Below are 24,246 nucleotides of genomic sequence, written 5' to 3'. Positions count from 1 at the left end.
ACGCCATGAAGAAGCTCAAGCCTTTCCTGCGCGGCACCGTCCTGGTGCTGCTGCTGGTCGCCTTCCTCGCAGCCTGGATCCTGCTGCCGTGGCCGGCCCTGCTCGCGGTCGCCGTGGCCTTCGCGCTGTGGATGCTGTCCACGCGCAGCGGCCGGCAGGCAGCGTCGGTCACCCGGGTCGGCGTCAGCACCCTGTCCCAGCGCCTGGGTTCGTCGTCGGTGGTGATCATCGGCATCGCCGGCGTGGTCGGCGTGCTGGTGGCGCTGCTGGCGATGGCCGAGGGCTACCAGCACACGGTGTCGAGCAGCGGCGACGAAGACACCGCAATCGTGCTTCGCGGCGGCTCGGCGGCCGAGCTGATGTCGGTGATGTCGCGCGACGCGATCACCGCGATCGAGCGCGCGCCGGAAATCGCCCGCGACGCCGAGGGCCGGCCGCTGGCTTCGCCGGAGCTCGTGGTCGCGGCCAACCTGCCGATCCGCGGCGGCGAGGCCGACGCCGACGGCAGCGTGCAGCTGCGCGGCGTGGGCGACATGGCCTGGGCCGTGCGTCCGAACGTGCAGCTGGTGGAAGGCCGGCGCTTCGAGACCGGCAAGCGCGAGCTGGTGGTCGGGACCGGCGCACGCCGCCAGTTCCTCGGCCTGGACCCGGGCAGCGAGGCCCGCCTGGGCAACCAGTCCTGGACGGTGGTGGGCGTGTTCGAGTCCGGCGATGCGATGGCCTCGGAAATGTGGGCCGACGCCGAAGTCGTCGCCACCACCTATCGCCGCGGCAGCAGCCGGGCCTCGGTCTTCGCACGCCTCACCGATGCGTCGGCATTCAACGCCTTCAAGGCCACGCTCGCCGCCGATCCGCGGCTGCAGGTCGAGGCCCAGACCACGCTGGAGTACTTCCAGGCGCAGTCGGAAGGCATCGCCAAGGTGCTGCGCATCATCGGCATCGTGGTCGGCTCGATCATGGCCATCGGCGCGGTGTTCGGCGCGCTCAACACCATGTTCGCAAGCGTCGCATCGCGCGCGCGCGAGATCGCGACCCTGCGCGCGATCGGCTTCCGCGGCATCCCGGTGGTGGTGGCGGTGATGCTGGAGACCATGCTGCTGGCGGCGATCGGCGGCGCGCTTGGCGGGCTGCTGGCGTGGCTGGTGTTCAACGGCTACACCGCATCCACGCTTGCCGGCGGCATGTCCCAACTCACCTTCGAGTTCAAGGTGTCGCCCGAGCTGCTGTGGCAGGGCCTGAAGTGGGCGCTGGCGATCGGCTTCATCGGCGGCCTGTTCCCGGCGCTGCGCGCGGCGACCATGCCGGTGACCGACGCCCTGCGCGCGGCCTGAGCAGGCGCGCGGTGCGCGAATCAGGCCTGCTGGGCCACGATCCGCCGCCGCGCGCGGATGAAGCCGTCGGCCGCGAATACCGCCAGGCCCAGCCAGATGACCGCAAAGCCGATCGCGCGGTCGCGACCGAAGGGCTCGCCCAGCACCAGCACGCCGCACAGCAGCTGCAGCGTCGGCGCCAGGTACTGCAGCACGCCCACCGTGGTCAGCGACACCTGCCGTACCGCGTAGGCGAAGCCGATCAGCGGCAGCGCGGTCAGCGCGCCGCCAAGCACCAGCAGCAGGTTGCTGCCAACGCCCCAGTCCAGGGACACAAAGCCTCCGCTGCCCTGCGTTTCAAGCCACGCCAGGGCCAGCGCCGCGGGCACCAGCAGGTACAGGTTTTCAACGCCAAGCCCCGCCACCGCATCGACCGCGGCATAGCGGCGGATCAGGCCATAGATCGCGAACGAGCCGGCCAGGAGCAGCGCGATCCAAGGGAAACTGCCGTAGTTGAAGGTCAGCCAGAGCACGCCGCAGGCCGCCAGCGCCACCGCCACCCATTGCGCCGGCGCCAGGCGCTCGCGCAGGAAAACCACCCCGATCACCACGTTGAGCAGCGGATTGATGAAATAGCCGAGGCTGGCTTCCACCACATGCCCGGCGTTGACCGCCCACACGTACAGGCTCCAGTTGAAGCCGATCAGGAGCCCCGAGGCGAGCAGCATGCCCGCCAGGCGCGGCTGCGACAGCACCGCGCGCAGCCAGCCGCGGCCACGGGTCAGCGTGAGGAACGCCGCCACCAGCACCGCCGACCACAGCGCGCGGTGCAGCACCACGTGCATCGACGGCACGGATTTGAGCAGGTGCCAGTACAGCGGCATCAGGCCCCAGATCACGAAGGCTCCGACCGCCATCCACAGGCCGCGGGTGTGCGCGCTGGCGCTCACCGGCGCGGTTCCGGCGCGTCGGCCGCCGCTGCCCGCGGCATCGCCATGTCCGGCACGGGTGCGTCCGGCAGCGACTGCTCGGCGGCGACCGCCAGTCCGGCCGCGACCACCGGCGTTGCTGCCGCGGCCGGGCGCGCGCTGCGCATGCGCCGGCGCGCGCTGGCCAGGGTGATCGCGACCACGCCGGCCAGGATCACCGCCATCGCGCCAAGGTCATGCGCGCTGAAGCGCTCGCCAGCCAGCCACGCGCCAAGCGCCACCGCGATCAGCGGATTGACGTAGGCATAGCTGCTGGCAAGGCTGGCGCGTACGTTCTGCAGCAGCCAGGCGTAGGCGGAGAACGCCAGGATCGAACCGAATACCGTCAGGTAGGCCACCGAGAACGTGCCGCGCAGCGTCGGCGCCTCCGTGAAGCGCTCGCCCAGCAGCCAGCCCGCGGCCACCATCAGCACGCCACCGCAGAGCATCTGCCCGGCCGCGGTCATGAACGGCGAAGGCAGCGCGCGGCTGCGGCTCCACACCGAGCCGAAGGCCCAGGCCAGCGGTGCCACCAGCAGCGCGATCAGGCCCTGCGGCGAAGCGGTGAGCGAGCTGCCGGCGTTGAGCCAGAGCACGCCGGCAAAGCCGACTGCGAGGCCGATGAGCTCGATCCGGGTAGGCCGCTCGCCGCGCAGCGCCGCGAACAGGCCCATCCACAGCGGGCACGAGGCCACCGCCACCGCGGCAAGCCCCGACGACACCGTCTGCTGCGCGATGCAGACCATGCCGTTGCCCAGGCCGAGCAGCAGCGTGCCCATGATCGCAAGGTCGCGCCACTGCGCGCGGGTGGGCGCCGGCATGCCGCGCAGGCGCAGAACGGCGTACAGCAGCGCACCCGCGGCCACGAAGCGCATCCCCGCCATCAGCAGCGGCGGATAGCCGCCCTCGAGCGCGAAGCGGATGCCGAGATAGGTCGAGCCCCAGACCAGATAGACCGCGCCCAGCGCGAGGACGACCGCCATCGCGCCGGGCGGCGTGCGGGCGGGAGCGGAGAACGGCGAAGCAGCACCCATTGCGGCACCCGGGCGGGAAAATTGCGGAGTGGAAGAGCGGCAGGCGTCGACCGATCTGCCGGCTGGTGATTCTACGCCGCGCCAAGGCCTCGCGGATCGCGGCCATGGCCGCTCCCACACCAGGCGCAGCTACAGCTGCTCCTGCAGGGGGTGCGATTCGACGGGTGCGATGCGCCGGGGGCGATCCGCCGGCGCGCGCGGTACCGCGGGTTCGGCCGGGCCTCCCTCAGCGCGCCCAGCGCCCAGGGCCGGTGGACTCGGGCAGCACCGCCGACGACAGCTGGCGGTCGGCGTCGAGCAGGCGCACGGCGTCGGCCAGGATCGCGGCGGACTCGCGCAGCAGCGGGTCCGGGCGCTTCTCGGCGGCGTCCTCGCGCGCGGTGTCGGCGGCGATGTCGCGCTCGTTCGCGGTCAGGCCATCGTCGGCCGAAAGCTCGGCCAGCGGATCCAGGTCGAGGCCCAGGCGCTTGCGCTCTTCCTGGCGGTCCTTGCGCTTGGCGGCCTGGCGGTCGCGCTCGGTGCGGCGTTCGGCCTCGTTGAGCGAGATGTAGTCCTTGTCGGCCTCGGCGCGGAACTCGGCCACGTCCTCCTTCCACCACTGGAACTCGCGGTCGGTCGCCACGCGACCGCCATGCAGCTCATCCAGCCGCGGCAGCAGCGGCGCGAAGTTGCCGTAGCGGGTGTGCGGCACGGCCGAAATCCGGGTCCAGGGCAGCGCATTGTCGTAGGTGCTCTCGCCGAACTCGGTGGCGTTGATCGTCGCCGGGAAGCGGATGTCGGGCACCACGCCCTTGTTCTGGGTGCTGCTGCCGCCGGGCAGGAAGAACTGCGCGATGGTCATCTTGACCTGCCCATGGCGCGTGCCCTCGTTGGCGGGCCAGCGGTCGAGGTCGAACAGGTTCTGCACCGTGCCCTTGCCAAAGGTGGTCTCGCCGATCACCAGGCCGCGGCCATAGTCCTGGATGGCACCGGCGACGATCTCGGACGCCGAGGCCGAAGCGCGGTTGACCAGCACCGCCAGCGGACCGTCCCAGGAGACGCCGGCCTTGCGGTCGGCTTCCACCGCAACCCGTCCACCGGATTCGCGCACCTGCACCACCGGGCCGGTATCGATGAAGAGGCCGGTGAGCTCGACCGCCTCGTTGAGCGAGCCGCCGCCGTTGTTGCGCAGGTCGAGCACGATGCCGTCCATGCCCTGCTCGCGGAACTCGCCGAGGATCCGGGCGACGTCGCGCGTGGCCGAGGCGTAGTCGCCATTGCGGCTGCGCCGGCCCTCGAAGTCCTGGTAGAACGCCGGCAGTTCGATCACGCCGATGCGCTTGGCATCGCCGGCCGGGCCCGCCGGGATCTCGATCAGCTTGGACTTGGCGGCCTGCTCTTCCAGGCGGATCTTGGCGCGGGTCAGGGTGATGCGCACCGGCTCGCTGTCGAGCAGCGCCTCCACCGGCACCACGTCCAGGCGCACCTGGGTGCCGGCACTGCCCTTGATCTTCTCGACCACGTCGTCGATGCGCCAGCCGATCACGTCGTCCATCGGCCCGCTCGTGCCCTGGCCGACGCCGACGATGCGGTCTCCGGGGGTGAACTTGTTGCTGGTCGCGGCGGGACCGCCGGCGATCAGCTCGCGGATCACCACCACGTCGTCCTGCTTCTGCAGCTGCGCACCGATGCCCTCCAGCGACAGCGACATGCTCTGGTTGAACAGGCCGGCAGTGCGCGGGTTGAAGTAGTCGGTATGCGGATCGATGGACGCGGTGTAGGCGTTGAGGAAGGTCTGGAACGCGTCCTCGTTGTTCAGCTGCTCGACGCTGGTGGAAATGTTGGCGTAGCGCTTGTCCAGCGTCGCGCGGATTTCGGCGGGCTCCTTGCCGGCAAGCTTCAGGCGCAGCCAGTCGTTGCGCACCGACTTCTTCCACAGCGCGTCGAGTTCGGCGCGGTCGGCAGCCCAGGGCGCGTCCTCGCGATCGTAGTACCAGCGCTCCTCGCCCTCGAAATCGAAGATGTCCTGTTCCAGCAGGCCGCGCGCGTACTCCACGCGCTCAGCCACGCGCTGCTTGTAGAGCGCGTACATCTCCATCGCCGGACCGGTGTCGCCCTGGCGGACCGCGGGGCCCATCTGCGCCTCGTAGCGCTGGAAGCGCGCAACGTCCGGGGCGTCGAAAAACAGCTTGTTGCCGTCCAGCGCCTCGAGGTAGCGCTTGAAGATCTCCTGCGACAGCGTGGCGTCGAGCCCGCGCGGGCGGTAGGCATAGCGGCTGTCGGACAGCAGCCCGTAGACCAGCCTGGACGTGGTCTCGTGGTCCCCGGTCGGCGCCGCCGGGATGGCGTCGCCGTCGGCGCGCGCCATCAGCGCCAGGGGCATGGCCAGCGCCAGGGCAACGGCGGTGACGGACAGGGCTTGGCGTGCTTTCATGCGGTCGGCTCGATGCTCACGTGGGGAGGTGCGTCGCTACCCCGCACCGTGCCGGCCAGAACAGGAACCGGACAGTGCTGGAAGTCGCGTATTGACGCCCGAAACCACTCTAACCGCGGCCGCGGGGTTGGGTGTGAACAATTCGCCACGCGGCACCGGTCCGATGCCGCGGCCGCTCAGCTGGCGAAGCCCGCGTCCGCTGCCTGGCGGTCGGCGTGATACGAGGAGCGCACCAGCGGGCCCGACGCGACGTGGGTGAAGCCCAGCGCCATGCCGTAGTCCTCGAAGGCCTTGAACTCCTCCGGCGTCCAGTAGCGCAACACCGGGTGGTGATGCGCGCTGGGCTGCAGGTACTGGCCGATGGTGATCATCTCGACGTCGTGCGCGCGCAGGTCGCGCAGCGTGGCTTCAACCTGCTCCTGCGTCTCGCCGAGGCCGAGCATGATGCCGGATTTGGAAGCGACCTCCGGGTGCTGGGCCTTGAAGCGCTGCAGCAGGGTCAGTGACCACTGGTAGTCGGCGCCCGGGCGGACGTTGCGGTACAGGTCCGGCACGGTCTCGACGTTGTGGTTGAAGACGTCCGGCGGGTTGGCGGCCAGGATCTCCAGCGCGCGGTCCATGCGGCCCTTGCCGCGGAAGTCCGGAGTCAGGATCTCGATCTTCGTGCCCGGCGTGGCCTCGCGGATGGCCGCGATGCAATCGACGAAGTGCTGGGCCCCACCGTCGCGCAGGTCGTCGCGGTCGACCGAGGTCACCACCACGTACTTCAGCCCCATGTCGGCGACGGTCTCGGCCAGGCGGCGCGGCTCGTCGGCATCGGGCGGCTTCGGCCGGCCGTGGGCGACGTCGCAGAAGCTGCAGCGGCGGGTGCAGACCTCTCCAAGGATCATGAAGGTCGCCGTGCCGTGGCCGAAGCACTCATGGATGTTCGGGCAGCTCGCGTCCTCGCAGACCGTGACCAGGCGGTTCTTGCGCAGCTTCGACTTCAGCGCCGCGACGGCGCCGTTGGACGGGATCCGCACCCGGATCCACGACGGCTTGCGCAGCACCGGCGCATCCACGAACGCCACCGGCGAGCGCCCGATCTTGTCGCCCGCCACCTGCTTCACCCCCGGCACCAGCGAAGGCGGCGGCTCGCTGCTGACGACTGCGAGCGGGATGGACTTGGCGGCGGAGGTGTCGGTCATGTTTTTTTGGCCACGGATTCACGCGAATGAACGCGGATAAAGCTGAAAAGCCCAGTTGATTGCGCTCTTGCCTGATCCGCGCCTATCCGCGTAAATCCGTGGCAAAAACTCCTTCTTCCGCGATCTCGACAGCCGCCAAACCAAACTGCGCGGCAAGCGCCGCAACCAGCGCGGGCCGGGCGGCGTCGAGGCTTGCGGGACCGCCACATTCTACCACCGAGGTCGTTTCCAGCCCGGCGTAGCCGCAGGGGTTGATGCGCTGGAAGGGGTCGCGATCCATGGCGATGTTGAACGCCAGGCCGTGGAAGGTGCAGCCGCGGCGCACGCGGATCCCGAGCGCGGCGATCTTGGCGCCGCTGTCCACGTAGACGCCCGGCGCGCCCTCGCGGCGCTGCGCATGGATGCCCCAAACGGCCAGGGTGTCGATGATCGCCTGCTCGATGCGGCAGACGTACTCGCGCACGCCGATGCCCAGGCGCCTGAGGTCGAGCAGCGGATACGCGACCAGCTGGCCGGGGCCGTGATAGGTCACCTGGCCGCCGCGGTCGACCTTGAGCACCGGGATGTCGCCCGGCGCCAGCACGTGCTCGGGCTTGCCGGCCTGGCCGAGGGTGAACACAGGGTCGTGCTCGACCAGCCACAGCGCGTCGGGAGTGTCGTCGCCGCGGGCGTCGGTGAAGGCCTGCATCGCGCGCCAGACCGGCTCGTAGGCGCGGCGGCCGAGGTCGTGGACCAGCAGCGCGCGCGTGCCGGCTACAGCGTCCACTTCACCTCTGGATGCTCGCGCAGCGCGGCGTGCGCGCTGTCGTACTCTTCGCGCGAGTTGGCGCGGAAGCTGATCCGCACCGAAACGTAGCGGCCGCCGCTGGAGGGCCTGGCGGTGAGCGTCTCATGGACCACGGCCAGGCCCGCTGCGCGCAGCAGGTTCGGGACCTCGACTTCCAGCCTGGCGGAGGCCGGACCCATGGCGGTGATCTCGAAATCACCCGGGAACTGGAAGCCGTGTTCAGGATTGTCGGACTTGATTTCCATTGCCCGATTATGGGGCCGGCGCCGGGCGATCCCAACGCCAGCGCCGCAACACCGTGGCCCGGTACCGAAACGCAGGGCGTCCGCTGGCAGGCGCGGGCCGCGTTTGACGATGGAAGGAATCCATATCCGCAAGGAGCTCCGCCATGCCCCGTACCGTTCTCGCTGCCGCCCTCGCCGCCTGCCTGCTCGCCGCGCCCGCCGTTGTCCTGGCCCAGTCCCAGCCCTCCGACGTGCCGGTCTGCGCACGCAGCCTCGGCACGATCGCGGTGATGGAGCCCAGCGGCCAGAACTGGTGGACCGGCCAACGGTTGGCGTCGCCGGCGGCGCTGATCAAGGTCTATGTGAACCGGTCGCGCTGTTTCACCCTCGTCGATCGCGGCCAGGGCATGCAGGCGATGCAGGCCGAGCGCGCGTTGGCGTCCTCGGGCGAGCTGCGCGGCGGCTCCAATATCGGCAAGGGGCAGATCCGCGCCGCGGATTACGTGCTGGTGCCCGACGTGATATCGCAGAACCGCAACGCCGGCGGCACCGATATCGGCGGCCTGGTCGGTGGCCTGCTCGGCAACCGGCGCGCCGCGGCGGTGGTCGGCGGCATCAACCTCAAGCGCAGCAGCGCCGACGTGGTGCTCACCGTCACCGACGCGCGCTCGTCGGAGCAGGTCGCCATGACCGAAGGCCACGCCACCAAGACCGATGTCGGCTGGCGCGGCGGTGGCGGCCATATCGCCGGTGCCCTGGTCGCGGGCGGTGCCTCCGGCTACGCCAACACCGAGATCGGCCAGGTGGTGGCCCAGGCGTACATCCAGGCGTATTCGGACCTGGTGGCGCAGCTCGGCGGGCTGCCGTCCGACGCATCCGCGGCCAACGCCACGCAGGCGGTGAGCATGACCCGGCCCGGGCGGCTGCTGAAGGCCGCCGACGGCCGCGGCGGCGCGGTGCGCGATCTGGATCCAGGGATGATGCTCTATCCCACCGGGCTCAAGGACGGGACGATGTGGGAGGTCGAGGACGAACTCGGCAACCGCGGCTGGGTCAACTCCACCCAGCTCTCGCTTGCCCGCTGACGCTCAGAGCGACTGCCACCACATCAGCAGTTCGTGCCACAGGCGCTTGAAGAACCCGGCTTCCGGGACTTCTTCCAGCGCCACCAGCGGCGCCTCGGCCACCAGCTTGCCGTCAAGCATCACCCGCACCTTGCCCACGGCCTGGCCAAGCGCGATCGGCGCCACCAGGGTGCGCGGCACGTCCATGCTCGGCTGCAGCTTCGCGTACTGGCCGCGCTGCATGCTGACCAGCAGCGGCTCGGCCACGCCGAGATCGAGTTCATTGGCCTGGCCCTTCCAGACCTTCTGCGTCGCCACCGGCTTGCCGGCGGCATACAGCTCGTGGGTCTCGAAGAAGCGGAAGCCCCAGTTCAGCAGCGCCTGCGAATCGGTGGCGCGCTGCGCTTCGCTGGTGGAGCCCATCACCACCGAGATCAGGCGCTGGTCGCCGCGCTTGGCCGAGGCCATCAGGCAGTAGCCGGCGCCCGAGTGATGGCCGGTCTTGATGCCGTCCACGCTCTGGTCGCGCCACAGCAGGATGTTGCGGTTGCGCTGGGTGATCGGCCCGACCGTGAATTCCTTGATCGCGTTGAAGGCGTAGTGCTCGGGGAAGTCACGCGCCAGCGCACGGCCCAGCAACGCCAGGTCGCGCGCGGTCGAATAGTGCTCCGGCGCCGAGAGGCCATGGGAATTGACGAAGTGCGAGTTCTCCATGCCGATGCGCGCGGCATAGGCGTTCATCAGCGAGGCGAACGCGTCCTCGGAGCCGGCGATATGCTCGGCCAGGGCGATCGCGGCGTCGTTGCCGGACTGCACCGTCATGCCCTTTTCCATGTCGAGCAGCTTGGCGGTCTTGTTGACCTCGAAGCCGCTGTAGCTGCCGTCGGTGCCGGCGCCGCCGGTGCGCCAGGCATTGACGCTCATCATCACGTCGTCGTCGGCGCCGACCTTGCCCGCCGCCATCTCGGCCGCGATCACGTAGCTGGTCATCACCTTGGTGATGCTGGCCGGCTCGACGCGCTCATCAACACTGTCGCCGGCCAGGATCTGGCCGGTGGCGAAGTCCATCAGCGCCCACGCCGTGCCGGTGATGGCAGGTGCCTCGGGCACCGGCAACGCCTCGCTCAGCGCGGCGGGCGCAGCGGGAGCGGGAGCGGGAGCGGGCACAGCGGGCGCGGGATCCTGGGCAAAGGCGAGGCCGAGCGTGGCGACGGATACAGCGGCGAACAGCGCGACGCGGACGGCGTGGGCTTTCATCAGGCGTGGGACTCCGGGGATTTCGGGCCATCGGCAGGCGGACGGCAGACGGCGGGGACAGACGCTCATTTTAACCGTGCGCGTCAGCCATGCACGTTCCGCATCACTCGCGGACCGGATGCGGCGCACCGAAGCCCAGGCTGGCGACGCGCGCGCCAAGCTCGGCGACGCCCGCGGGCGCCACCGGCCCCACGCGCAGGCGCCACACGGGCTTGCCCGCGGCCGTGCCGTCATGCAGGCGTGCGCCGCCGATCCCGGCACCGCGCAGCAGGGCGAGCGCACGCTCGGCGTTGTCGCGGGAGCCGAAGGCCGCGACCTGCAGGAGCACGCCCGCAGCCGATGTGGTCGGGAGCGGCGAAGACGGATCGTTCGCCCCGACAGCAGCCGGGGTGACCTTCACCGGCGCCACGGCGGGCGGGACCACGGTGACGGCGCCGGCGTCCACCGCGGAGGAGGCCGCCACGGCCGCACCGGCGGCGGCCGAGCCGTAGGGATCGGGCTTTCCCGGCCGCCCGGTCGCGACGCGCGCGCGGCGGGACTTCATCCAGGCGTCGAACTCGTCTGCGGTCATCGCGCGCCCGTCCTGGCGCATGTCGAACCGCCAGTCGCCATCTGCGGAAGCGGGCGCGGCGACCGGTGCGACCACCGCGGCGGAAGGCGTCACGGCGCGCGCTTCCGCGGCAGCGGGACCGGGGGCCACCGCCTGCGATGCCGGCAGCGCTGCGACCAGCCCGTCCAGCCCGCTCGGCGGCATGGGCTGCGGGCGACCGGTGGCCACGCGCACCCCGGGCGGCAGCCCGGTGGCCGGGTCGACCGCGGCGACGCGAGTATCGGGTTCGTGGCGCGCGTTCTCGCCGGCATCCAGCGCGCGCACCTCGACCCGCGCGGTGCCGCGCGGATGCACGCCGATCTTGACCGCGGCGGCGTAGCTCAGGTCGACCACGCGGCCTTCGTGGAAAGGCCCGCGGTCGTTCACGCGCACCACCACCGACTGGCCGTTGTCGAGGTTGGTCACCCGCGCGAAGCTCGGCAGCGGCAGCGACTTGTGGGCCGCGGTGAACGCGTACATGTCGTAGACCTCCTGGTTGGAGGTCCGGCGGCCGTGGAACTTCTGGCCGTAATAGGAGGCCTGTCCGGTCTCGACGAAGCCCGTGGCGTCTTCGAGCACCCGGTAGGACTTGCCCTGCACCTTGTACGGCGAGCGGTTGCCGTAGCGCGAACGCTCGAGGGCCACGACATCCGGCTCCGGAATCGCGTCCACGTCGGGAACGTAGTCCGGCGTCGTGTCCGCGACGCCCGGCTTGTACAGGCCGCCGGCCACGTAGTCGCCGCGCGTCGACGGGTCTTCCTGCGCCGGGGCATAGGGCGAAACCCGCGGACCCTTGCCATCAGCCGTGGCCGGAGCCGGCTCTTCCGGAGGCGCGTGCTTGCTGGGCGAGCCCGCGCAGCCGGCCAGCAGGGCGGCGGCGGCGGCGGCGGTCCACCAGCACGCGAGTCTCGCGCGCCGGCTGCTCATTGCGGTTCGCGCCCCGCGATCGCCTGCGCCAGCTGGTGCACGGCCAGCGAATACATCGGCGAGCGGTTGTAGCGGCTGATGACGTAGAAATTGCGGTAGCCAAGCCAGTATTCGGGGCCGCTGGCGCCATCGAACGAAAGCAGCGTCGCACCCTCGGCCACCGGCTGCCCGGGCAGCGGGCGATAGCCGCGTTCGGCGAGTTCGGACAGGCGATGCGCCGGCTCCAGGCCCTCGGGCTTGAAATCGGCCGCACCGCCGTCGCGGCTGGCGCGCGCCACCACCGGTGCACCGCGCTCCCAGCCGTGGATCACGAAGTAGTTGGCGATGGAAGCGAACACGTCGGGCTTGTGCGTAAGCAGGTCGCGGCGGCCATCGCCGTCACCGTCCTTCGCCCACAGGCGATAGCTGGAAGGCATGAACTGGCCCATGCCCATGGCGCCGGCATAGCTGCCCTTGAGCGCGGCGATGTCGAGCTGCGGCTCTTCGGCGTTGAGCGCGAACAGCTGCGCCAGCTCGCCGGCGAAAAACGGCGCGCGCTTGGGGAAGCCGAAGGCCAGCGTGTACAGCGCATCGACCACGCGATGGTTGCCGGTGATGCGGCCATAGCTGGTCTCGACGCCGATGATCGCGACGATGTACTCGGCCGGCACGCCGGTCTCCGCGGCAACGCGGTCCAGCGCTTCGCGGTTCTCCGCGTAGAAGGCCTTGCCGCCGCTGATGCGGGCATCGTTGATGAAGATCGGGCGGTAATCGCGCCAGGGACGCACGGCCTCGGCCGGGCGCGACATCGCATCGATGATCGACTGCTTGTGCGCGGCGCCGGCAAGCACGTCGCGGATGCGCTGGCGGTCGACGCCATAGGTCTCAGCGGTGTAGTCGACGAAGGCGGCGATGCGCTGCGCTTGCGGGATCGCCGGGTCGGTCACCGACGGCGGCGCGACGGGGCGTTCCGGCGGCTGCGGCACCGCGGGCAGCGGCGCCGGTCCGGCAGGCACCGGGCTGGCTGTGGCGGGCGTCGATGCCGCGACTGCGGACGCGGCGTCGGCGGCGGTCTCGGCCGGAGTCGCGCAGGCGAACAGCGCGAGCGACACCAGCGAGGCGGATACGAGTGCTAGGGGGCGTTTGACCATCGGTCGCGAGGTTATCACGCTGCCCGGCGGGCATGCCCTGTCGCCACGTGAACGGCCGCTGCCGGCGAGGGGCTCAACGCTTGCGCACCGGGCGATGCGCGCCGACCGCCATCACCACGCCCATGCCCGCGAGCAGCGACACCGCCGCGGTGCCACCGAAGCTCAGCAGCGGCATCGGCACGCCGACCACCGGCAGCAGTCCGGAAATCATGCCGCCGTTGACCAGCACATAGACGAACAGCGACAGGCCGAGCGCGCCGACCAGCAGGCGACCGAAGCCGTCGCGCGAGTCTGCCGCGATCCACAGGCAACGGCCCACCACCACCATGTACAGCGAGAGCACGGTCACCACGCCGACCCAGCCGAACTCTTCCGACAGCACCGCGAAGATGAAGTCGGTGGTGTGCTCGGGCACGTAGTTCAGGTGCGACTGCGAACCCTCGCCCCAGCCCTGGCCACGCAGGCCGCCGGAACCGATGGCGATCTTCGACTGGATGATGTTCCAGCCCGCGCCCAGGGGATCCGACTCGGGGTCGAGGAAGGTGAGGATGCGGTCCTTCTGGTAGGGCCGCAGCATCCAGAACCAGGCCGCTGGCGCCGCCGCCGCCGCCGCCGCGCCGGCGGCCACGAACCACCACCACGACATCCCGGCCAGGTAGATCACGAACACGCCGCTGGCCGCGACCAGCATCGCGGTGCCGAAGTCCGGCTGCAGCAGGATCAGCCCCGTGGGCAGCGCCACCAGCAGCATCGCCACCACCGTGGCCACGAAGCCCGCCGGCTGCGGGCGCGCGTTGAGGTACCAGGCCACCATCATCGGCAGGCTGAGCTTGAGCAACTCCGCAGGTTGGAAATAGAACACGCCGAGGTTGAGCCAGTGCGCGCCACTGCGCCCGGTGCCGAGGAACAGCACCGCCACCAGCGGCAGCAGCGACAGCAGGTACGCGGCCGGCGATGCATCGCGCAGGCGCAGCGGCGGCACCCGCGACAGCAGCCACAGCACGCCCAGGCCGACGCCGTAGCGCGCAGCCTGGGACGTCACCAGGGCGGGGTTCTGGCCCCCGGCGCTGTGCAGCACCGCCAGACCGATGCCCATCAGCGCCAGCAGTGCACCCAGCAGGATCCAGTCCAGGGTGCGCACGAAGCGCAGCACCAGGTCCAGCAGGAAGCGGAGGATCTCGTTCATGGCCGTGGCTCCACGGCCGCGCCCGGGGGGGCGACGTCGAATGCCGGGGGATCGACTGCCACCGGTTCCAGCAGCTGCGCCCCCGGGCCCGGGAACGCGCTGCCGACCACGTCTTCGAACAGGTCGACCGGCGGCACGGTGACGCCATCGGCCACGGCGATGGGCTCCGGCACCGCGCCCAGCAGCCATGCATCGAAGATCTTCCGCGCGATCGGTGCCGCGGTGGAGCCGCCGTAGCCGCCGTGTTCGACCACCACCACCAGGGCGATGGTCGGGTGCTCCGCAGGCGCGTAGCCCGCGAACAGCGCCTGGTGGCGGAGGTGGTAGGGCAAGGTACGGGGATCCAGGCTGACGTTGCCGCGGCGGCTGACCCGCTGCGCGGTGCCGGTCTTGCCGGCCATCCGGTACGGCGCGCCGCGGGCCATGGCCGTCGCCGTGCCGCGGCCGTGGATGGTCGCCTCCATGCCCTCCTGCACCGCGCGCACGTGCGCCGGGCTGTCGCTGATGCGCGCGGCCGGAGCGCCCGCCAGCGGCGCCCAGGGCAGGTCGTAGCCGCTGCGTCGCTCGGCCGCCAGGCGCAGCGGATGCAGGGCGCCGCCATTGGCGATCGCGGCGGTCCCACGCGCCATCTGCAGCGCCGTGGCCACCCAGTAGCCCTGGCCGATGCCGGCGATCACCGTCTCGCCGGGGTACCAGGGCTCGCGGCTGTTGCCCAGCTTCCATTCGCGCGAAGGCACGATCCCCGAGGTCTCACCGGTCAGGTCGATGCCGGTGGGCTCGCCGAAACCATAGCGGTGCATGTACTCCGCCAGGCGGTCGATGCCCATATCGTAGGCGAGCTTGTAGTAGTAATAATTGATCGAGCGCGAGATCGAGTCGCGCAGGTCGACCCAGCCGGCGCCGCGCCCGGCGTCGCGGTAGCCGCGGCTCTGCCCGGGGATGAAGAACTCGCCGGTGGAGAACACCCGGCTTTCCGGCGTGCGCAGGCCGCTGTCGAGGCCGGCCAGTGCCATGAAGGGCTTCACGATCGAGCCCGGCGGTCCGCCGCCCAGCACGTTGCGGTTGAACAGCGGACGCGCCGGGTCGTCCATCAGCCGGCGGTAATCGGTGGTGGAAATGCCGTTCACGAACAGGTTGGGGTCGTAGCTGGGCAGGCTGACCATCGCCAGCACCTGGCCCGTGGCCGGGTCCACCGCCACCGCCGAACCCTGCATCTCGCCGAAGGCCAGCACCATCGCGCGCTGCAGCTCGACGTCCAGCGACAGCTTCAGGTCGGCGCCCGCGGTCGCGGGCACCAGGCCGACCCTGCGCAGGGCCCGGCCCTCGACGTTGGTTTCGACCTGCTCATAGCCGACCCCGCCGCGCAGGGCTTCGTCGTAATACCGCTCCAGGCCGGTGCGCCCGGTATGGGTGAACACCGCATGGGCTTCACCGAAGCGCTCGATGTCGCTTTCGTCGGTGCGCCCGACGTAGCCGACCACGTGCGCCAGCAGATCGCCATAGGGGTAGCGACGGTTGAGGTAGGGCACCAGTTCGACGCCCGGGAAGCGCCAGCGCTCGACCGCGAAGCGTGCCGCCTCCTCGTCGCTGATGCGCAGCTTCAGCGGAATCGCACGGAAGGAGCGGGTGGACCTGCGCGCGGCCTCGAAGCGCTCGATGTCCTCGGGCGCGAGCTCCACCAGCTCCGACAGCGCATCCACCAGCGCGGGGATGTCGCCGGCCTCCTCGGGGGTCACGTCGAGGCGGTAGGCCGGCACGTTGTCGGCCAGGATCCGGCCTTCTCGGTCCAGGATCAGGCCGCGTCCGGGCACCACCGGCCGCGGCTTGATGCGGTTGGCGTGCGAACGCCTGGCGTAATCGTCGTGATCGAGCACCTGCAGCTTGAAGTACCAGCCGGCCAGCCCTCCCAGCGCCAGCACGACCACGGCAAAGCCGATCAGGGCACGCCCGCGGAACAGGCGCGCCTCGGCCTCGGCGTTGCGAAGCCGGCGGCCTCGCGGACCCGACATCACCGGTGCGCGCCGCGGCGGATCCGCAGCGCGTCAAGCAGCACGAACAGCGGTGCCCACAGCAGCATGCCCGGCAGCGGCGCCCACCAGTACGCCAACGGCAGCACCGGCTCGCCCAGGCCGAGATGGATCACGGTGCTGATCACGCGGTCGTTGAGCAGCAGGCCACCGATCGCCAGCGCCTGCTGTGGCATCGGGAAGAAGCGCAGCTGGGTCCGGAAGCGCTGCAGGATGAAGGTCATCACCACCAGCCGCAGGGCCTGTTCGCCGAGCAGGCCACCGAAGGCGAGATCGGCCAACAGGCCAGCGCCGAAGGCGAAGCCCAGGCCGACGCGCTCGCTGTCCTCGATCACCCAGTAGGCCAGCACCAGCGCCAGCCAGTAGGGGCGCAGCGGCTGCAGCAGGGCGGGCATCGGCAGCAGGCCGAGCAGCAGGGCCAGCAGTACGCTCACCGGCAAAACCCAGCCGCGATCACGCCCGCTCATCGCGCGGCTCCGGGAGCCGGGGAGGCGTCGGCCGGCGCGTCAGCGGCCGAAGGCGCGACATCGGCCGGCGGCGCGTCGGCGGCCGGCGGCGCGGCATCGGCTTCGGGGCCTGCGCCGGCTTCCGACTCCGACGGCGCCCTGTCCGGCAGCAAGGGTTGCTCCCGAAGCAGCAGCACGTCGCGGCCGCGGTCCAGCTGGGCCGCGGCATCGACGTCGCCGACCAGGAACGCGCGGCTGTCATCGGGGCGCAGCGCCGCGATCCGGCCCACCGGGAAGCCCGGCGGGAAGCGGCCGCCCAGCCCGGACGTGATCACGACGTCACCGGTGCGCACGTCGCTCGACAGCGGCACGTTGCGCAGCTCCAGCACGTCGCTGCGGCCGGTGCCGTAGACGATCAGGCGCACGCCGGTGCGCGCCACCGCCACCGGCACGGCGTGGTCGGGATCGGTCAGCAGCAGCACGACGGCGGTGGTCGGCGTGGCCTCGATCACCTGCCCGACCAGGCCGCCGGCATCGATCACCGCCTGCCCGCGGCGCACGCCGGCGCGGGTACCGGCGTTGAGCATCAGCCGCTGCCGGGTGGGGTCCAGGTCGACGTCGAGGATGGGCGCGAGCTGCACGTCCTGGCTGCCGCGCTCGGCGGCGCCAAGCAGGCCACGCAGGCGCGCGTTCTCCTCGGCTTCGACCTGCAGGCGCGCCTGGCGCGCGGCGCCCAGCAGCAGCTCGTTGCGCAGGTGGCGGTTCTCTTCGGACAGGCGGGTCCGGCTGGCGGCATCGTCGCGAACGCTTTCGCCCAGGCGCGCGGGCAATCCTGCCAGCCACCACACCGGCTGCACGGCCACGCTGGCATGCCCGCGCGCCTGGGCCAACCAGTCGCCGCGGTGGTCGAGCACGAGCAGCGTCACCGACAGTGCGAGGTAGGCCAGCAGCTTCAGCGTGCCGGCGACGTCACTGGATCGGGGGGCGGCGGGACCGGCGTAGTGGGACACTGTCTGGGTCGCGGTCGGTCAGGTCACTCCGACGCGAAGAACTCGTTGCCGTGCATGTCCAGGAGCTCCAGCGCACGGCCACCGCCGCGGGCCACGCAGGTCAACGGATCCTCGGCCACCTGGACGTGCAGGCCGGTCTCCTCGCTCAGCAGGCGGTCGATGTCGCGCAGCAGGGCGCCGCCACCGGTGAGCACGATGCCGCGCTCGGCGACGTCGGCGCTGAGTTCCGGCGGGGTCTGCTCCAGGGCCTGGCGCACCGCGGCCACGATGCCCATCAACGGCTCGCGCAGCGCGTCGAGCACTTCGCTGGAGCTGATCTTGACCATCTTCGGCACGCCTTCGGCCAGGTGACGGCCGGAAATCTCGGTCTCCAGGTTTTTCTCCTGCGGGTATGCGCAGCCGAGTTCGATCTTGACCCGCTCGGCCGTGGCCTCGCCGATCAGCATGCCGTGGTTGCGGCGCACGTAGTTGATGATCGACTCGTCGAAGCGGTCGCCGCCGATGCGCGCGGACTGCGAATAGACGATGCCGTTGAGCGCGATCACCGCGACTTCCGTGGTGCCGCCGCCGATGTCGACCACCATCGAGCCGCGCGCCTCGGTCACCGGCATCCCGGCGCCGATCGCGGCGGCCATTGGCTCTTCGATCAGCGAGACGTCGCGGGCACCGGCCTCCATCGCCGAATCCTTGATGGCGCGCTTCTCCACCTGGGTGGACCCGGCCGGGACGCAGATCAGCACCCGCGGGCTGGGCCGCAGGAAGCGGCCCTTGTGCACCTTGCGGATGAAGTACTTGAGCATTTCCTCGGTATAGGTGAAGTCGGCGATCACGCCGTCCTTCATCGGCCGATGGGTGGTGAGGTGGCCTGGCGTGCGGCCGAGCATCTGCTTGGCCTCGCTGCCGACCGCGGCGACCGCCCTCGGGCCGCCGTTGCGGTCCTGGCGGATGGCCACCACCGACGGCTCGTTGAGCACGATGCCCTGGCCGCGGACGAAAATGAGGGTGTTGGCCGTGCCCAGGTCGATGGACAGGTCATTGGAGAACATGCCGCGGAACTTCTTGAACATCGGGGGCGCGCGTCCGTCAGGAGGGGGCGGGAACGGGGGAATTCCCGGAGAAAACCGGATCATCAAGCGTAGCAACCACCCCCTGCCCCGGCAAGGAAAAACGCCCCGGCCGACGCCGTGCGGCTTGGCCCGGCGGGACGGCGGGGCTAACCTGTGCGGCGGCCTGGCCCCGAAGGGGTCGCGCCGACGTCGCCGCCGGTCCGCGGCATTGCGCGATATCCCCGAAAAACGCCGTCCCGCAGGGCCGGCAACAGCCCCCCGGAGCATTTCCCCGATGCCTGCACTGATCTGCGGTTCCCTGGCCTACGACACCATCATGGTGTTCCCCGACCAGTTCAAGAACCACATCCTGCCGGACAAGGTGCACATCCTGAACGTCTCGTTCCTGGTGCCGCGGATGCGCCGCGAGTTCGGCGGCTGCGCCGGCAACATCGCCTACAACCTCAAGCTGCTGGGTGGCGACCCGATCCCGATGGCGACCGTCGGCCAGGACTTCGGACCCTATCGCGAGTACTTCGCCGAGCTCGGGATCCCGCTCGGCCACGTCAGGGAAATCCCGGAGCTGTTCACGCCGCAGGCGTTCATCACCACCGACCTCGACAACAACCAGATCACCGCCTTCCACCCCGGCGCGATGATGCGCTCGTACGAGAACCACGTCCGTGACGTACCCGGCGTGACCATCGGCATCGTCAGCCCGGACGGCTACGAGGGCATGATCCAGAACTCGAAGGAATTCGCCGAGGCCGGCATCCCCTTCATCTTCGATCCGGGCCAGGCGATGCCGCTGTTCAACGGCGAGGAGCTGCGCGCCTTCATCGAACAGGCCGACTACGTCACCGTCAACGACTACGAGTCGAACCTGCTGCAGGAACGCACCGGCTGGGACGAGGTGACCATCGCCGGCAAGGTCAAGGCCTACATCACCACGCGCGGTCCCCGGGGCGTGGTGATCTACGCCAACGGCAAGACCCATGACGTGCCGCCTGCGCACGAGACCCGGGTCACCGACCCGACCGGCTGTGGCGACGCATTCCGCGCCGGCCTGCTGTTCGGCATCGAGAAAGGCTACGACTGGGAAACCATCGGCCGCATCGGCAACCTGATGGGGGCGCTGAAGGTCGAGCACCCCGGCACGCAGAACCAGCGCTTCGACTACGACGAGTTCGCGGCGCAGTTCAGGCAGCAGTTCGGCTACGCGCTTTGACCAAGCGGCTGGTCGTGGCAGCCGTGCTGGCGGTGGCCGCGCTGGCGGCGACCACATGGCAGCCGGCGCAGGCCGCGGCCCCTGGGTCGCGCTACCTGCAGCTCGAGGCCGACCGCACCCTGGACGGCGGCCCCAGGCTGCTGCTCGAAGCCACGCTCGACATGCCCCGCGCCGCGTGGATCTACCTGCAGTCCGACGGTGTCCATGCGCCGCTTGACGCGGCACAGGCCAACGCCTTTATCACCGTTGACGGCAGGCCGGTATCCAACGACAGCATCATCGACTGGCGCGGTTCGCGCGCGCCGAACCAGCACGCCTTCAACGCGATCGGCGCAGTGCGTGCCGGTCCCGGCCCGGTGCACGTCGCGCTGCACGCCCGCGCTGCAGGCGGCAAGGCCGTGGTCAAGGCCGGGGCCAATCTGTCGATCCTTGTCGAACCCGCGGCCCGCGTGGTCGAGATGCGGATGGAAGACGCGTCGCCCTGGCTGGACTTCGATACGCGCGATACGCCCGAGGGCACGCCGATCCCGGAACGCGGCCGCAGCACCCTGCTCAGCGCGGCGGCAGGCAACTCGTCCGGGCCGGTCGTTGCGATGGGGTCAGGGCACAGCTACGTCTCGCAGTCTCCAGGCGATGCGATGTGGGGGCTGTTCTTGAACGGCCGCGAATCGCCGCTGGACTCGGCCACCTGGTCCATCAACGACCTGTTCGCGCTCGGCGCCGAGGTGCAGGCGCCGATGTTCGTCCAGGCGCTGTACCCGGATCCGCCGGCCAACAGCGACGTACAGCTGGTTGCTACCGAATCGCCCTATTACCGGCCGATGATGGCCAGCACCAACGCCGCCCGCTATCGCGTGGGCCGTGGCGCACGCCTGGTGACGCTGGCCGGCGGCATGCGCGTGGTCGGCCGCGGCCTGACGCGGAAACACGATTACCAGGCGAACGGCCACCATCGCCGCTACGCCTACACCTGCATCGGCACCAACGGGTTCCGGCCGGAAAAGTGCCCGCCGCTGGGCCGCGACGTGGTCGTCGGAAAGGGCCGTGCCTGCATTCCGCAGGGGCACAACGGTGTGGTGATGTTCTCCGCCAAGACCCGCATCCAGGGCGACGAAAACGACCCCGGCGGCACCGTGTCGCTGCGTCTGCGCATCAACGGCAAGGAGGTCGGCGCGGCCAGCGAACAGACGCTGGGGCCGCTGCCGCACTCGGTCAGCACCCGCACCATCGGCGCAAGCTACCTGGCGGCCGGCAAGCGGGCGCTGCCCGAGGGTTGCCATGACGTCGAGGCCGTCGGCCGCGCGACCGGCGACTTCCGCAACATCTCGCTCAACGTCGACCTGCCCTTGCTCTGGTTCGACTGAAGGCCGCCACGTGCGGCCGTGGCGTCAGTTCCAGGCCGGCAGCTTGCCGCGGTCCAGCCCGCCCACCTCGAACACCGCCGTGCGCGTACCGCCGGCCTTGACCGGGTACTCCACGCTCAGCCGCCCGGCGGCGTCGATCATCTTCCACAGCGCTTTCTCATCATCGATGAACATGGCGATGGCCTCGTCGGTATCGGGCCGGTTGGCCGCCATCTTCTTCGGCGCCGCATCGTCCACGGTGACCGTGACCCGGCAGGCGCCGTAGCAGTCGAAGTCGCCGGCCTGCATCACCAGGTAGCTGCTGCGGCCCCAGTCCGGGTGGTCGCGGAAGATCAGGCGCACGGGCTTGGCGCCGCTGCCGTCGCTGTCCACGCCTTCGCGCGAAAAGATCGCGGCGGAGAGCTGGTTGCCGCCCTTCACCGGTTCGGTGTTGTAGGCCCAGAGCGCTTCAAGCCGGGCCTCTTCGCGGACCTGGTTGCCCTTGGCCCGCGCCTCTTCGTGCAGCGGGCGGATGCGCTCGGCCGCGGCCGTGTCCGGGTAGCGCGCCAGCAGCACGTCGCCCTGGGCGCCGGCCAGCACCCAGTTCTCCGCGGCATAGGCGGTGTCGAAGTCGGCTGCGGCCTGTTCCGCCGCGACCTCGTTGGCCTGCACCTGCGAAGCGACCCGGGCTTCGGCCTGCGCGGCCGGGTCCTGGCAAGCGGCCAGCGCCAGGAGTGCGGCGGAGAGGACCACCGCGACCATGGCGGGACGTCGTGCGCTGGCGGGACGGAACGTGCTCATGTGGAACCCTCGTCTGGCGGTTGAGCGTTGAACGGCGGCACCGGACAGGAACGTGCGCAGATGGTGGCCAGCGCCTGGGCTCCGGTCAGCCGCCAGTGGGTGCCGGGCGCGTGGGGTCGCCGTCCGCGGCCGGCATCGCCGGCGCGTCCTCGGCTTGCGGCTGCGGCTGCGGCGCGGGCTCGGCCGGCTCCACTGCCGCGGGCGCCACCGGCGTGCCCGTGCCCGGCGCCGGCTTCGCTTCGGCAATCACACGCTCCACCGAACCGGTGGTGATCGGGTGGTAGCCCGGGCGCGCGGCGGCCAGCTGCTCCTTGGCGAATGCCAGGCCGGCCTCGGTGGCGACCAGCGCCTGGTAGGTCGGCATGATCAGCTTGCGGCGGCCGATGGTGCGCAGGAAGTCGGCGATCGCCGGGTAGGCCTGCACGTAGCCGCTGCGCACCGCCAGCGGGTACCAGCGCTGCGCGATCTCGCCGTTGGGGGTGCCGGTGAAGGTATAGGCGGTGTCGAGCTGCGACAGCTGCTCGGTCGAGAGCGTCTCCGGCATGCCTTCCAGGAAATGCACCCACTCCTGCGTGCTCCACGCGTCGGTGATCACCGCCGGCGGCACCGTGCCGCTGCCCAGCCAGCCCAGGCGCGCGCTGTCGACCACGCCGAAGTTGCGCGACAGCACCTGCGGCGCGGTGGCCGGGATCCCGGGCTCGTACAGCCAGGCGTCGAATTCCTCGCGGGTCACCTTGCCGGGATACTTGCCGAGCAGGTGCTCGTCGGCGTACTCGACGAAGCGCGAGGTGGGGATGGACTGGAACGCGAAGTGATCGAAATAGCCGCGCAGGAAGGCGTCGAACTCGGCACGGCCGAAGCGCTCCTCCAGGAACTGCAGGAACCACGCGCCCTTGTCGTAGGACACCGCGCTGAGCGAGTCGTCCGGATCCTTGACCACGCCCGGGCGCACCGCCAGCGCCTGCTCCTCGGCGCTCATGTCGGCGATCTCGGCCTTCAGCCCGTTGCGCGAGATCACGTACTCCATGTCGGCGCGCTCCTTGCCGAACAGCGCCTCGATGATGCGGTTCTCGACGTAGCTGGTGAAGCCCTCGTTGAGCCAGCCGTCCTTGGCGCTGGAGTTGGTCACCAGGTTGCCCGACCAGCTGTGCGCCAGCTCGTGCGCGATCAGCGACACCAGCGACTTGTCGCCGACGATCACGGTGGGCGTGGCGAAGGTCAGGCGCGGGTTTTCCATGCCGCCGTAGGGGAACGACGGCGGCAGCACCAGGATGTCGTAGCGCTCCCAGCGGTAGGGGCCGTAGAGCGACTCGGCGGTGGCGATCATCTTCTCGGTGTCTTCGAACTCGGCCACCGCGCGGTCGACCGCGGCCGGCTCGGCCCAGACGCCGGAGCGCGCCGAGATCGGCTTGAACACCAGGTCGCCGGCGGCGATCGCCATCAGGTACGAGGGAATGCGCTGCGGCATGCTGAAGCTGTAGTCGCCGTCGCGTGGCGCCGCCGGATCGTTGTCGGCGCTCATCAGCACCATCACGTCGGCAGGCGAGGTGACGTGCGCGCTGTAGGTGTAGCGCACGCGCGGCGTGTCCTGCAGCGGCACCCACGAGCGCGCGTGGATCGCCTGCGACTGGCTGAACATGAAGGGCGTGGCCTTGCCCTGGGTCATCGCAGCGTCGAGCCACTGCAGGCCCGAGGCCTCGGGCACGGTGCGGTAGGCCACGCGGATGTGCGCGTTGCGCCCGGGCGCCTGGATGGTGAGCTTGCTGCCGAGCAGGTCGTCACGACCGGCCAGCGCGTATTCGAGCGGCTGCCAGGCACCGCCTTCGCCCTCGCCTTCCACGCGTTCGATGGTGAGGTCGCGGGTGTCGAGCACGAGCTCGGTGGCCGCCTCGTCGCGCCAGTCAAGCGTGTACGTCGCCGTGCCGCTGATGGTGCGGGCGTCGAAATCAAGCGCCAGGTCGAGCGCCAGGTCGTCGATGGCGACCTTGTCGGGCTCGGCGTAGGAGTGCTCGTCGTAGTCGTCGCCGCTGGCGGCGGCCTGCGGCTTGGGCGCCGGCGGCGCATCGGTGGGGGTCGGTTCGCGCTTGCAGGCAACAAGGGCGAACAGGACCAGCGCCGCGATGGCGGCCAGGCGGAGGGTGCGGCTCAGGGTCATGGACGGGGGTCCGGTGGTTGGAACAGCCCCCGATTCTAGCCGGTGGCCACTCCGGGTGCCCGCAGCGCGCCGCCAGGCACGCGACGGCCTGCTTAAGGGTCCGGCCGCGAGTCC

Annotated in this window: 18 protein-coding genes and 2 pseudogenes; 4 read left to right on the top strand and 16 right to left on the bottom strand. The window is 70.7% G+C overall.

Going from position 1 to position 24,246, the window contains the following annotated elements:
* Positions 1–5 precede the first annotated feature (5 nt).
* The gene (locus tag WCE37_RS08285) at positions 6–1,331 is read left to right on the top strand and encodes an ABC transporter permease (protein ID WP_343278931.1); all 1,326 of its coding nucleotides are present in this window, start codon (positions 6–8) and stop codon (positions 1,329–1,331) included.
* A gap of 20 nt (positions 1,332–1,351) precedes the next feature.
* Here the strand turns inward: WCE37_RS08285 and rarD are convergent, their stop codons facing one another.
* The 6 genes and pseudogenes from rarD to WCE37_RS08255 all read right to left on the bottom strand — a co-directional run bounded on the left by rarD (position 1,352) and on the right by WCE37_RS08255 (position 7,944).
* Positions 1,352–2,227, bottom strand: coding sequence for an EamA family transporter RarD (gene rarD / locus WCE37_RS08280; protein ID WP_343279176.1), 876 nt, complete (start codon positions 2,225–2,227; stop codon positions 1,352–1,354).
* A gap of 182 nt (positions 2,228–2,409) precedes the next feature.
* Positions 2,410–3,312: pseudogene (gene yedA / locus WCE37_RS08275) on the bottom strand (drug/metabolite exporter YedA); the annotation flags it as partial.
* Between the two features lie 226 nt (positions 3,313–3,538).
* On the bottom strand, positions 3,539–5,725 hold the full coding sequence (locus WCE37_RS08270; RefSeq protein WP_343278930.1) for a carboxy terminal-processing peptidase: 2,187 nt from the start codon (positions 5,723–5,725) through the stop codon (positions 3,539–3,541).
* 176 nt (positions 5,726–5,901) lie between these two features.
* Entirely contained in the window at positions 5,902–6,912 is a 1,011-nt protein-coding gene (gene lipA, locus WCE37_RS08265) for a lipoyl synthase (RefSeq protein ID WP_343278929.1), read from the bottom strand.
* An 82-nt stretch (positions 6,913–6,994) separates the two neighbouring features.
* Positions 6,995–7,678, bottom strand: coding sequence for a lipoyl(octanoyl) transferase LipB (gene lipB, locus WCE37_RS08260; RefSeq protein WP_343278928.1), 684 nt, complete (start codon positions 7,676–7,678; stop codon positions 6,995–6,997).
* Complete coding sequence (locus tag WCE37_RS08255; protein WP_343278927.1) at positions 7,666–7,944, bottom strand: DUF493 family protein; 279 nt, start codon at positions 7,942–7,944, stop codon at positions 7,666–7,668. Before WCE37_RS08255 ends, lipB begins: the two co-directional genes overlap by 13 nt.
* 143 nt (positions 7,945–8,087) lie before the next feature.
* Here WCE37_RS08255 and WCE37_RS08250 point away from each other — a divergent pair, with 143 nt between their 5' ends.
* On the top strand, positions 8,088–9,008 hold the full coding sequence (locus WCE37_RS08250; protein WP_343278926.1) for a CsgG/HfaB family protein: 921 nt from the start codon (positions 8,088–8,090) through the stop codon (positions 9,006–9,008).
* A 3-nt stretch (positions 9,009–9,011) separates the two neighbouring features.
* Here the strand turns inward: WCE37_RS08250 and WCE37_RS08245 are convergent, their stop codons facing one another.
* The 8 genes from WCE37_RS08245 to WCE37_RS08210 all read right to left on the bottom strand — a co-directional run bounded on the left by WCE37_RS08245 (position 9,012) and on the right by WCE37_RS08210 (position 18,626).
* A complete protein-coding gene (locus WCE37_RS08245; RefSeq protein WP_343278925.1) occupies positions 9,012–10,244 on the bottom strand; it encodes a D-alanyl-D-alanine carboxypeptidase family protein in 1,233 nt (410 codons plus the stop codon).
* A 103-nt stretch (positions 10,245–10,347) separates the two neighbouring features.
* On the bottom strand, positions 10,348–11,760 hold the full coding sequence (locus WCE37_RS08240; protein WP_343278924.1) for a septal ring lytic transglycosylase RlpA family protein: 1,413 nt from the start codon (positions 11,758–11,760) through the stop codon (positions 10,348–10,350).
* A complete protein-coding gene (gene mltB, locus WCE37_RS08235) occupies positions 11,757–12,890 on the bottom strand; it encodes a lytic murein transglycosylase B (RefSeq protein WP_343278923.1) in 1,134 nt (377 codons plus the stop codon). The genes WCE37_RS08240 and mltB overlap by 4 nt, the downstream gene beginning before the upstream one ends.
* 73 nt (positions 12,891–12,963) lie before the next feature.
* Positions 12,964–14,076: a rod shape-determining protein RodA gene (rodA, locus tag WCE37_RS08230; protein WP_343278922.1), complete on the bottom strand. Its 1,113-nt coding sequence runs from the start codon at positions 14,074–14,076 to the stop codon at positions 12,964–12,966.
* A complete protein-coding gene (gene mrdA / locus WCE37_RS08225) occupies positions 14,073–16,085 on the bottom strand; it encodes a penicillin-binding protein 2 (protein WP_343278921.1) in 2,013 nt (670 codons plus the stop codon). The genes rodA and mrdA overlap by 4 nt, the downstream gene beginning before the upstream one ends.
* Positions 16,085–16,570, bottom strand: a complete 486-nt coding sequence (gene mreD, locus WCE37_RS08220; protein ID WP_343255122.1) for a rod shape-determining protein MreD — start codon at positions 16,568–16,570, stop codon at positions 16,085–16,087. The genes mrdA and mreD overlap by 1 nt, the downstream gene beginning before the upstream one ends.
* The gene (gene mreC, locus WCE37_RS08215) at positions 16,567–17,559 is read right to left on the bottom strand and encodes a rod shape-determining protein MreC (RefSeq protein ID WP_343278920.1); all 993 of its coding nucleotides are present in this window, start codon (positions 17,557–17,559) and stop codon (positions 16,567–16,569) included. The genes mreD and mreC overlap by 4 nt, the downstream gene beginning before the upstream one ends.
* A gap of 23 nt (positions 17,560–17,582) precedes the next feature.
* Positions 17,583–18,626 (bottom strand): rod shape-determining protein, encoded by a 1,044-nt coding sequence (locus tag WCE37_RS08210; RefSeq protein WP_343255120.1) that lies wholly within the window; start codon positions 18,624–18,626, stop codon positions 17,583–17,585.
* Between the two features lie 274 nt (positions 18,627–18,900).
* Here WCE37_RS08210 and WCE37_RS08205 point away from each other — a divergent pair, with 274 nt between their 5' ends.
* Positions 18,901–19,833 (top strand): carbohydrate kinase family protein, encoded by a 933-nt coding sequence (locus WCE37_RS08205; RefSeq protein WP_343278919.1) that lies wholly within the window; start codon positions 18,901–18,903, stop codon positions 19,831–19,833.
* Entirely contained in the window at positions 19,830–21,197 is a 1,368-nt protein-coding gene (locus WCE37_RS08200) for a hypothetical protein (RefSeq protein WP_343278918.1), read from the top strand. Before WCE37_RS08205 ends, WCE37_RS08200 begins: the two co-directional genes overlap by 4 nt.
* Before the next feature lie 24 nt (positions 21,198–21,221).
* Here WCE37_RS08200 and WCE37_RS08195 read toward each other — a convergent pair whose 3' ends face one another.
* Together WCE37_RS08195 and WCE37_RS08190 are read right to left on the bottom strand one after the other, a co-directional pair.
* Complete coding sequence (locus WCE37_RS08195; RefSeq protein ID WP_343279175.1) at positions 21,222–21,938, bottom strand: hypothetical protein; 717 nt, start codon at positions 21,936–21,938, stop codon at positions 21,222–21,224.
* A gap of 265 nt (positions 21,939–22,203) precedes the next feature.
* A pseudogene (locus tag WCE37_RS08190) lies at positions 22,204–24,132 on the bottom strand (M1 family metallopeptidase); the annotation flags it as partial.
* Between the last annotated feature and the right edge of the window lie 114 nt (positions 24,133–24,246).

This window comes from Luteimonas sp. MJ250, from assembly GCF_039548455.1.
Lineage (GTDB): Bacteria > Pseudomonadota > Gammaproteobacteria > Xanthomonadales > Xanthomonadaceae > Luteimonas.
The sequence above is the reverse complement of the archived record's forward strand: the minus strand, read 5'-3'. Positions and strand labels throughout refer to the sequence as shown.

Excerpts from the sequence above, each read along its gene's own strand:
- WCE37_RS08285 (WP_343278931.1), top strand. The coding sequence starts at position 6 with ATGAAGAAGCTCAAGCCTTTCCTGCGCGGCACCGTCCTGGTGCTGCTG.
- rarD (WP_343279176.1), bottom strand. The coding sequence starts at position 2,227 with ATGGCGGTCGGAGCCTTCGTGATCTGGGGCCTGATGCCGCTGTACTGG.
- WCE37_RS08270 (WP_343278930.1), bottom strand. The coding sequence starts at position 5,725 with ATGAAAGCACGCCAAGCCCTGTCCGTCACCGCCGTTGCCCTGGCGCTG.
- lipA (WP_343278929.1), bottom strand. The coding sequence starts at position 6,912 with ATGACCGACACCTCCGCCGCCAAGTCCATCCCGCTCGCAGTCGTCAGC.
- WCE37_RS08255 (WP_343278927.1), bottom strand. The coding sequence starts at position 7,944 with ATGGAAATCAAGTCCGACAATCCTGAACACGGCTTCCAGTTCCCGGGT.
- WCE37_RS08250 (WP_343278926.1), top strand. The coding sequence starts at position 8,088 with ATGCCCCGTACCGTTCTCGCTGCCGCCCTCGCCGCCTGCCTGCTCGCC.
- WCE37_RS08245 (WP_343278925.1), bottom strand. The coding sequence starts at position 10,244 with ATGAAAGCCCACGCCGTCCGCGTCGCGCTGTTCGCCGCTGTATCCGTC.
- WCE37_RS08240 (WP_343278924.1), bottom strand. The coding sequence starts at position 11,760 with ATGAGCAGCCGGCGCGCGAGACTCGCGTGCTGGTGGACCGCCGCCGCC.
- mltB (WP_343278923.1), bottom strand. The coding sequence starts at position 12,890 with ATGGTCAAACGCCCCCTAGCACTCGTATCCGCCTCGCTGGTGTCGCTC.
- rodA (WP_343278922.1), bottom strand. The coding sequence starts at position 14,076 with ATGAACGAGATCCTCCGCTTCCTGCTGGACCTGGTGCTGCGCTTCGTG.
- mrdA (WP_343278921.1), bottom strand. The coding sequence starts at position 16,085 with ATGTCGGGTCCGCGAGGCCGCCGGCTTCGCAACGCCGAGGCCGAGGCG.
- mreD (WP_343255122.1), bottom strand. The coding sequence starts at position 16,570 with ATGAGCGGGCGTGATCGCGGCTGGGTTTTGCCGGTGAGCGTACTGCTG.
- WCE37_RS08210 (WP_343255120.1), bottom strand. The coding sequence starts at position 18,626 with ATGTTCAAGAAGTTCCGCGGCATGTTCTCCAATGACCTGTCCATCGAC.
- WCE37_RS08205 (WP_343278919.1), top strand. The coding sequence starts at position 18,901 with ATGCCTGCACTGATCTGCGGTTCCCTGGCCTACGACACCATCATGGTG.
- WCE37_RS08195 (WP_343279175.1), bottom strand. The coding sequence starts at position 21,938 with ATGGTCGCGGTGGTCCTCTCCGCCGCACTCCTGGCGCTGGCCGCTTGC.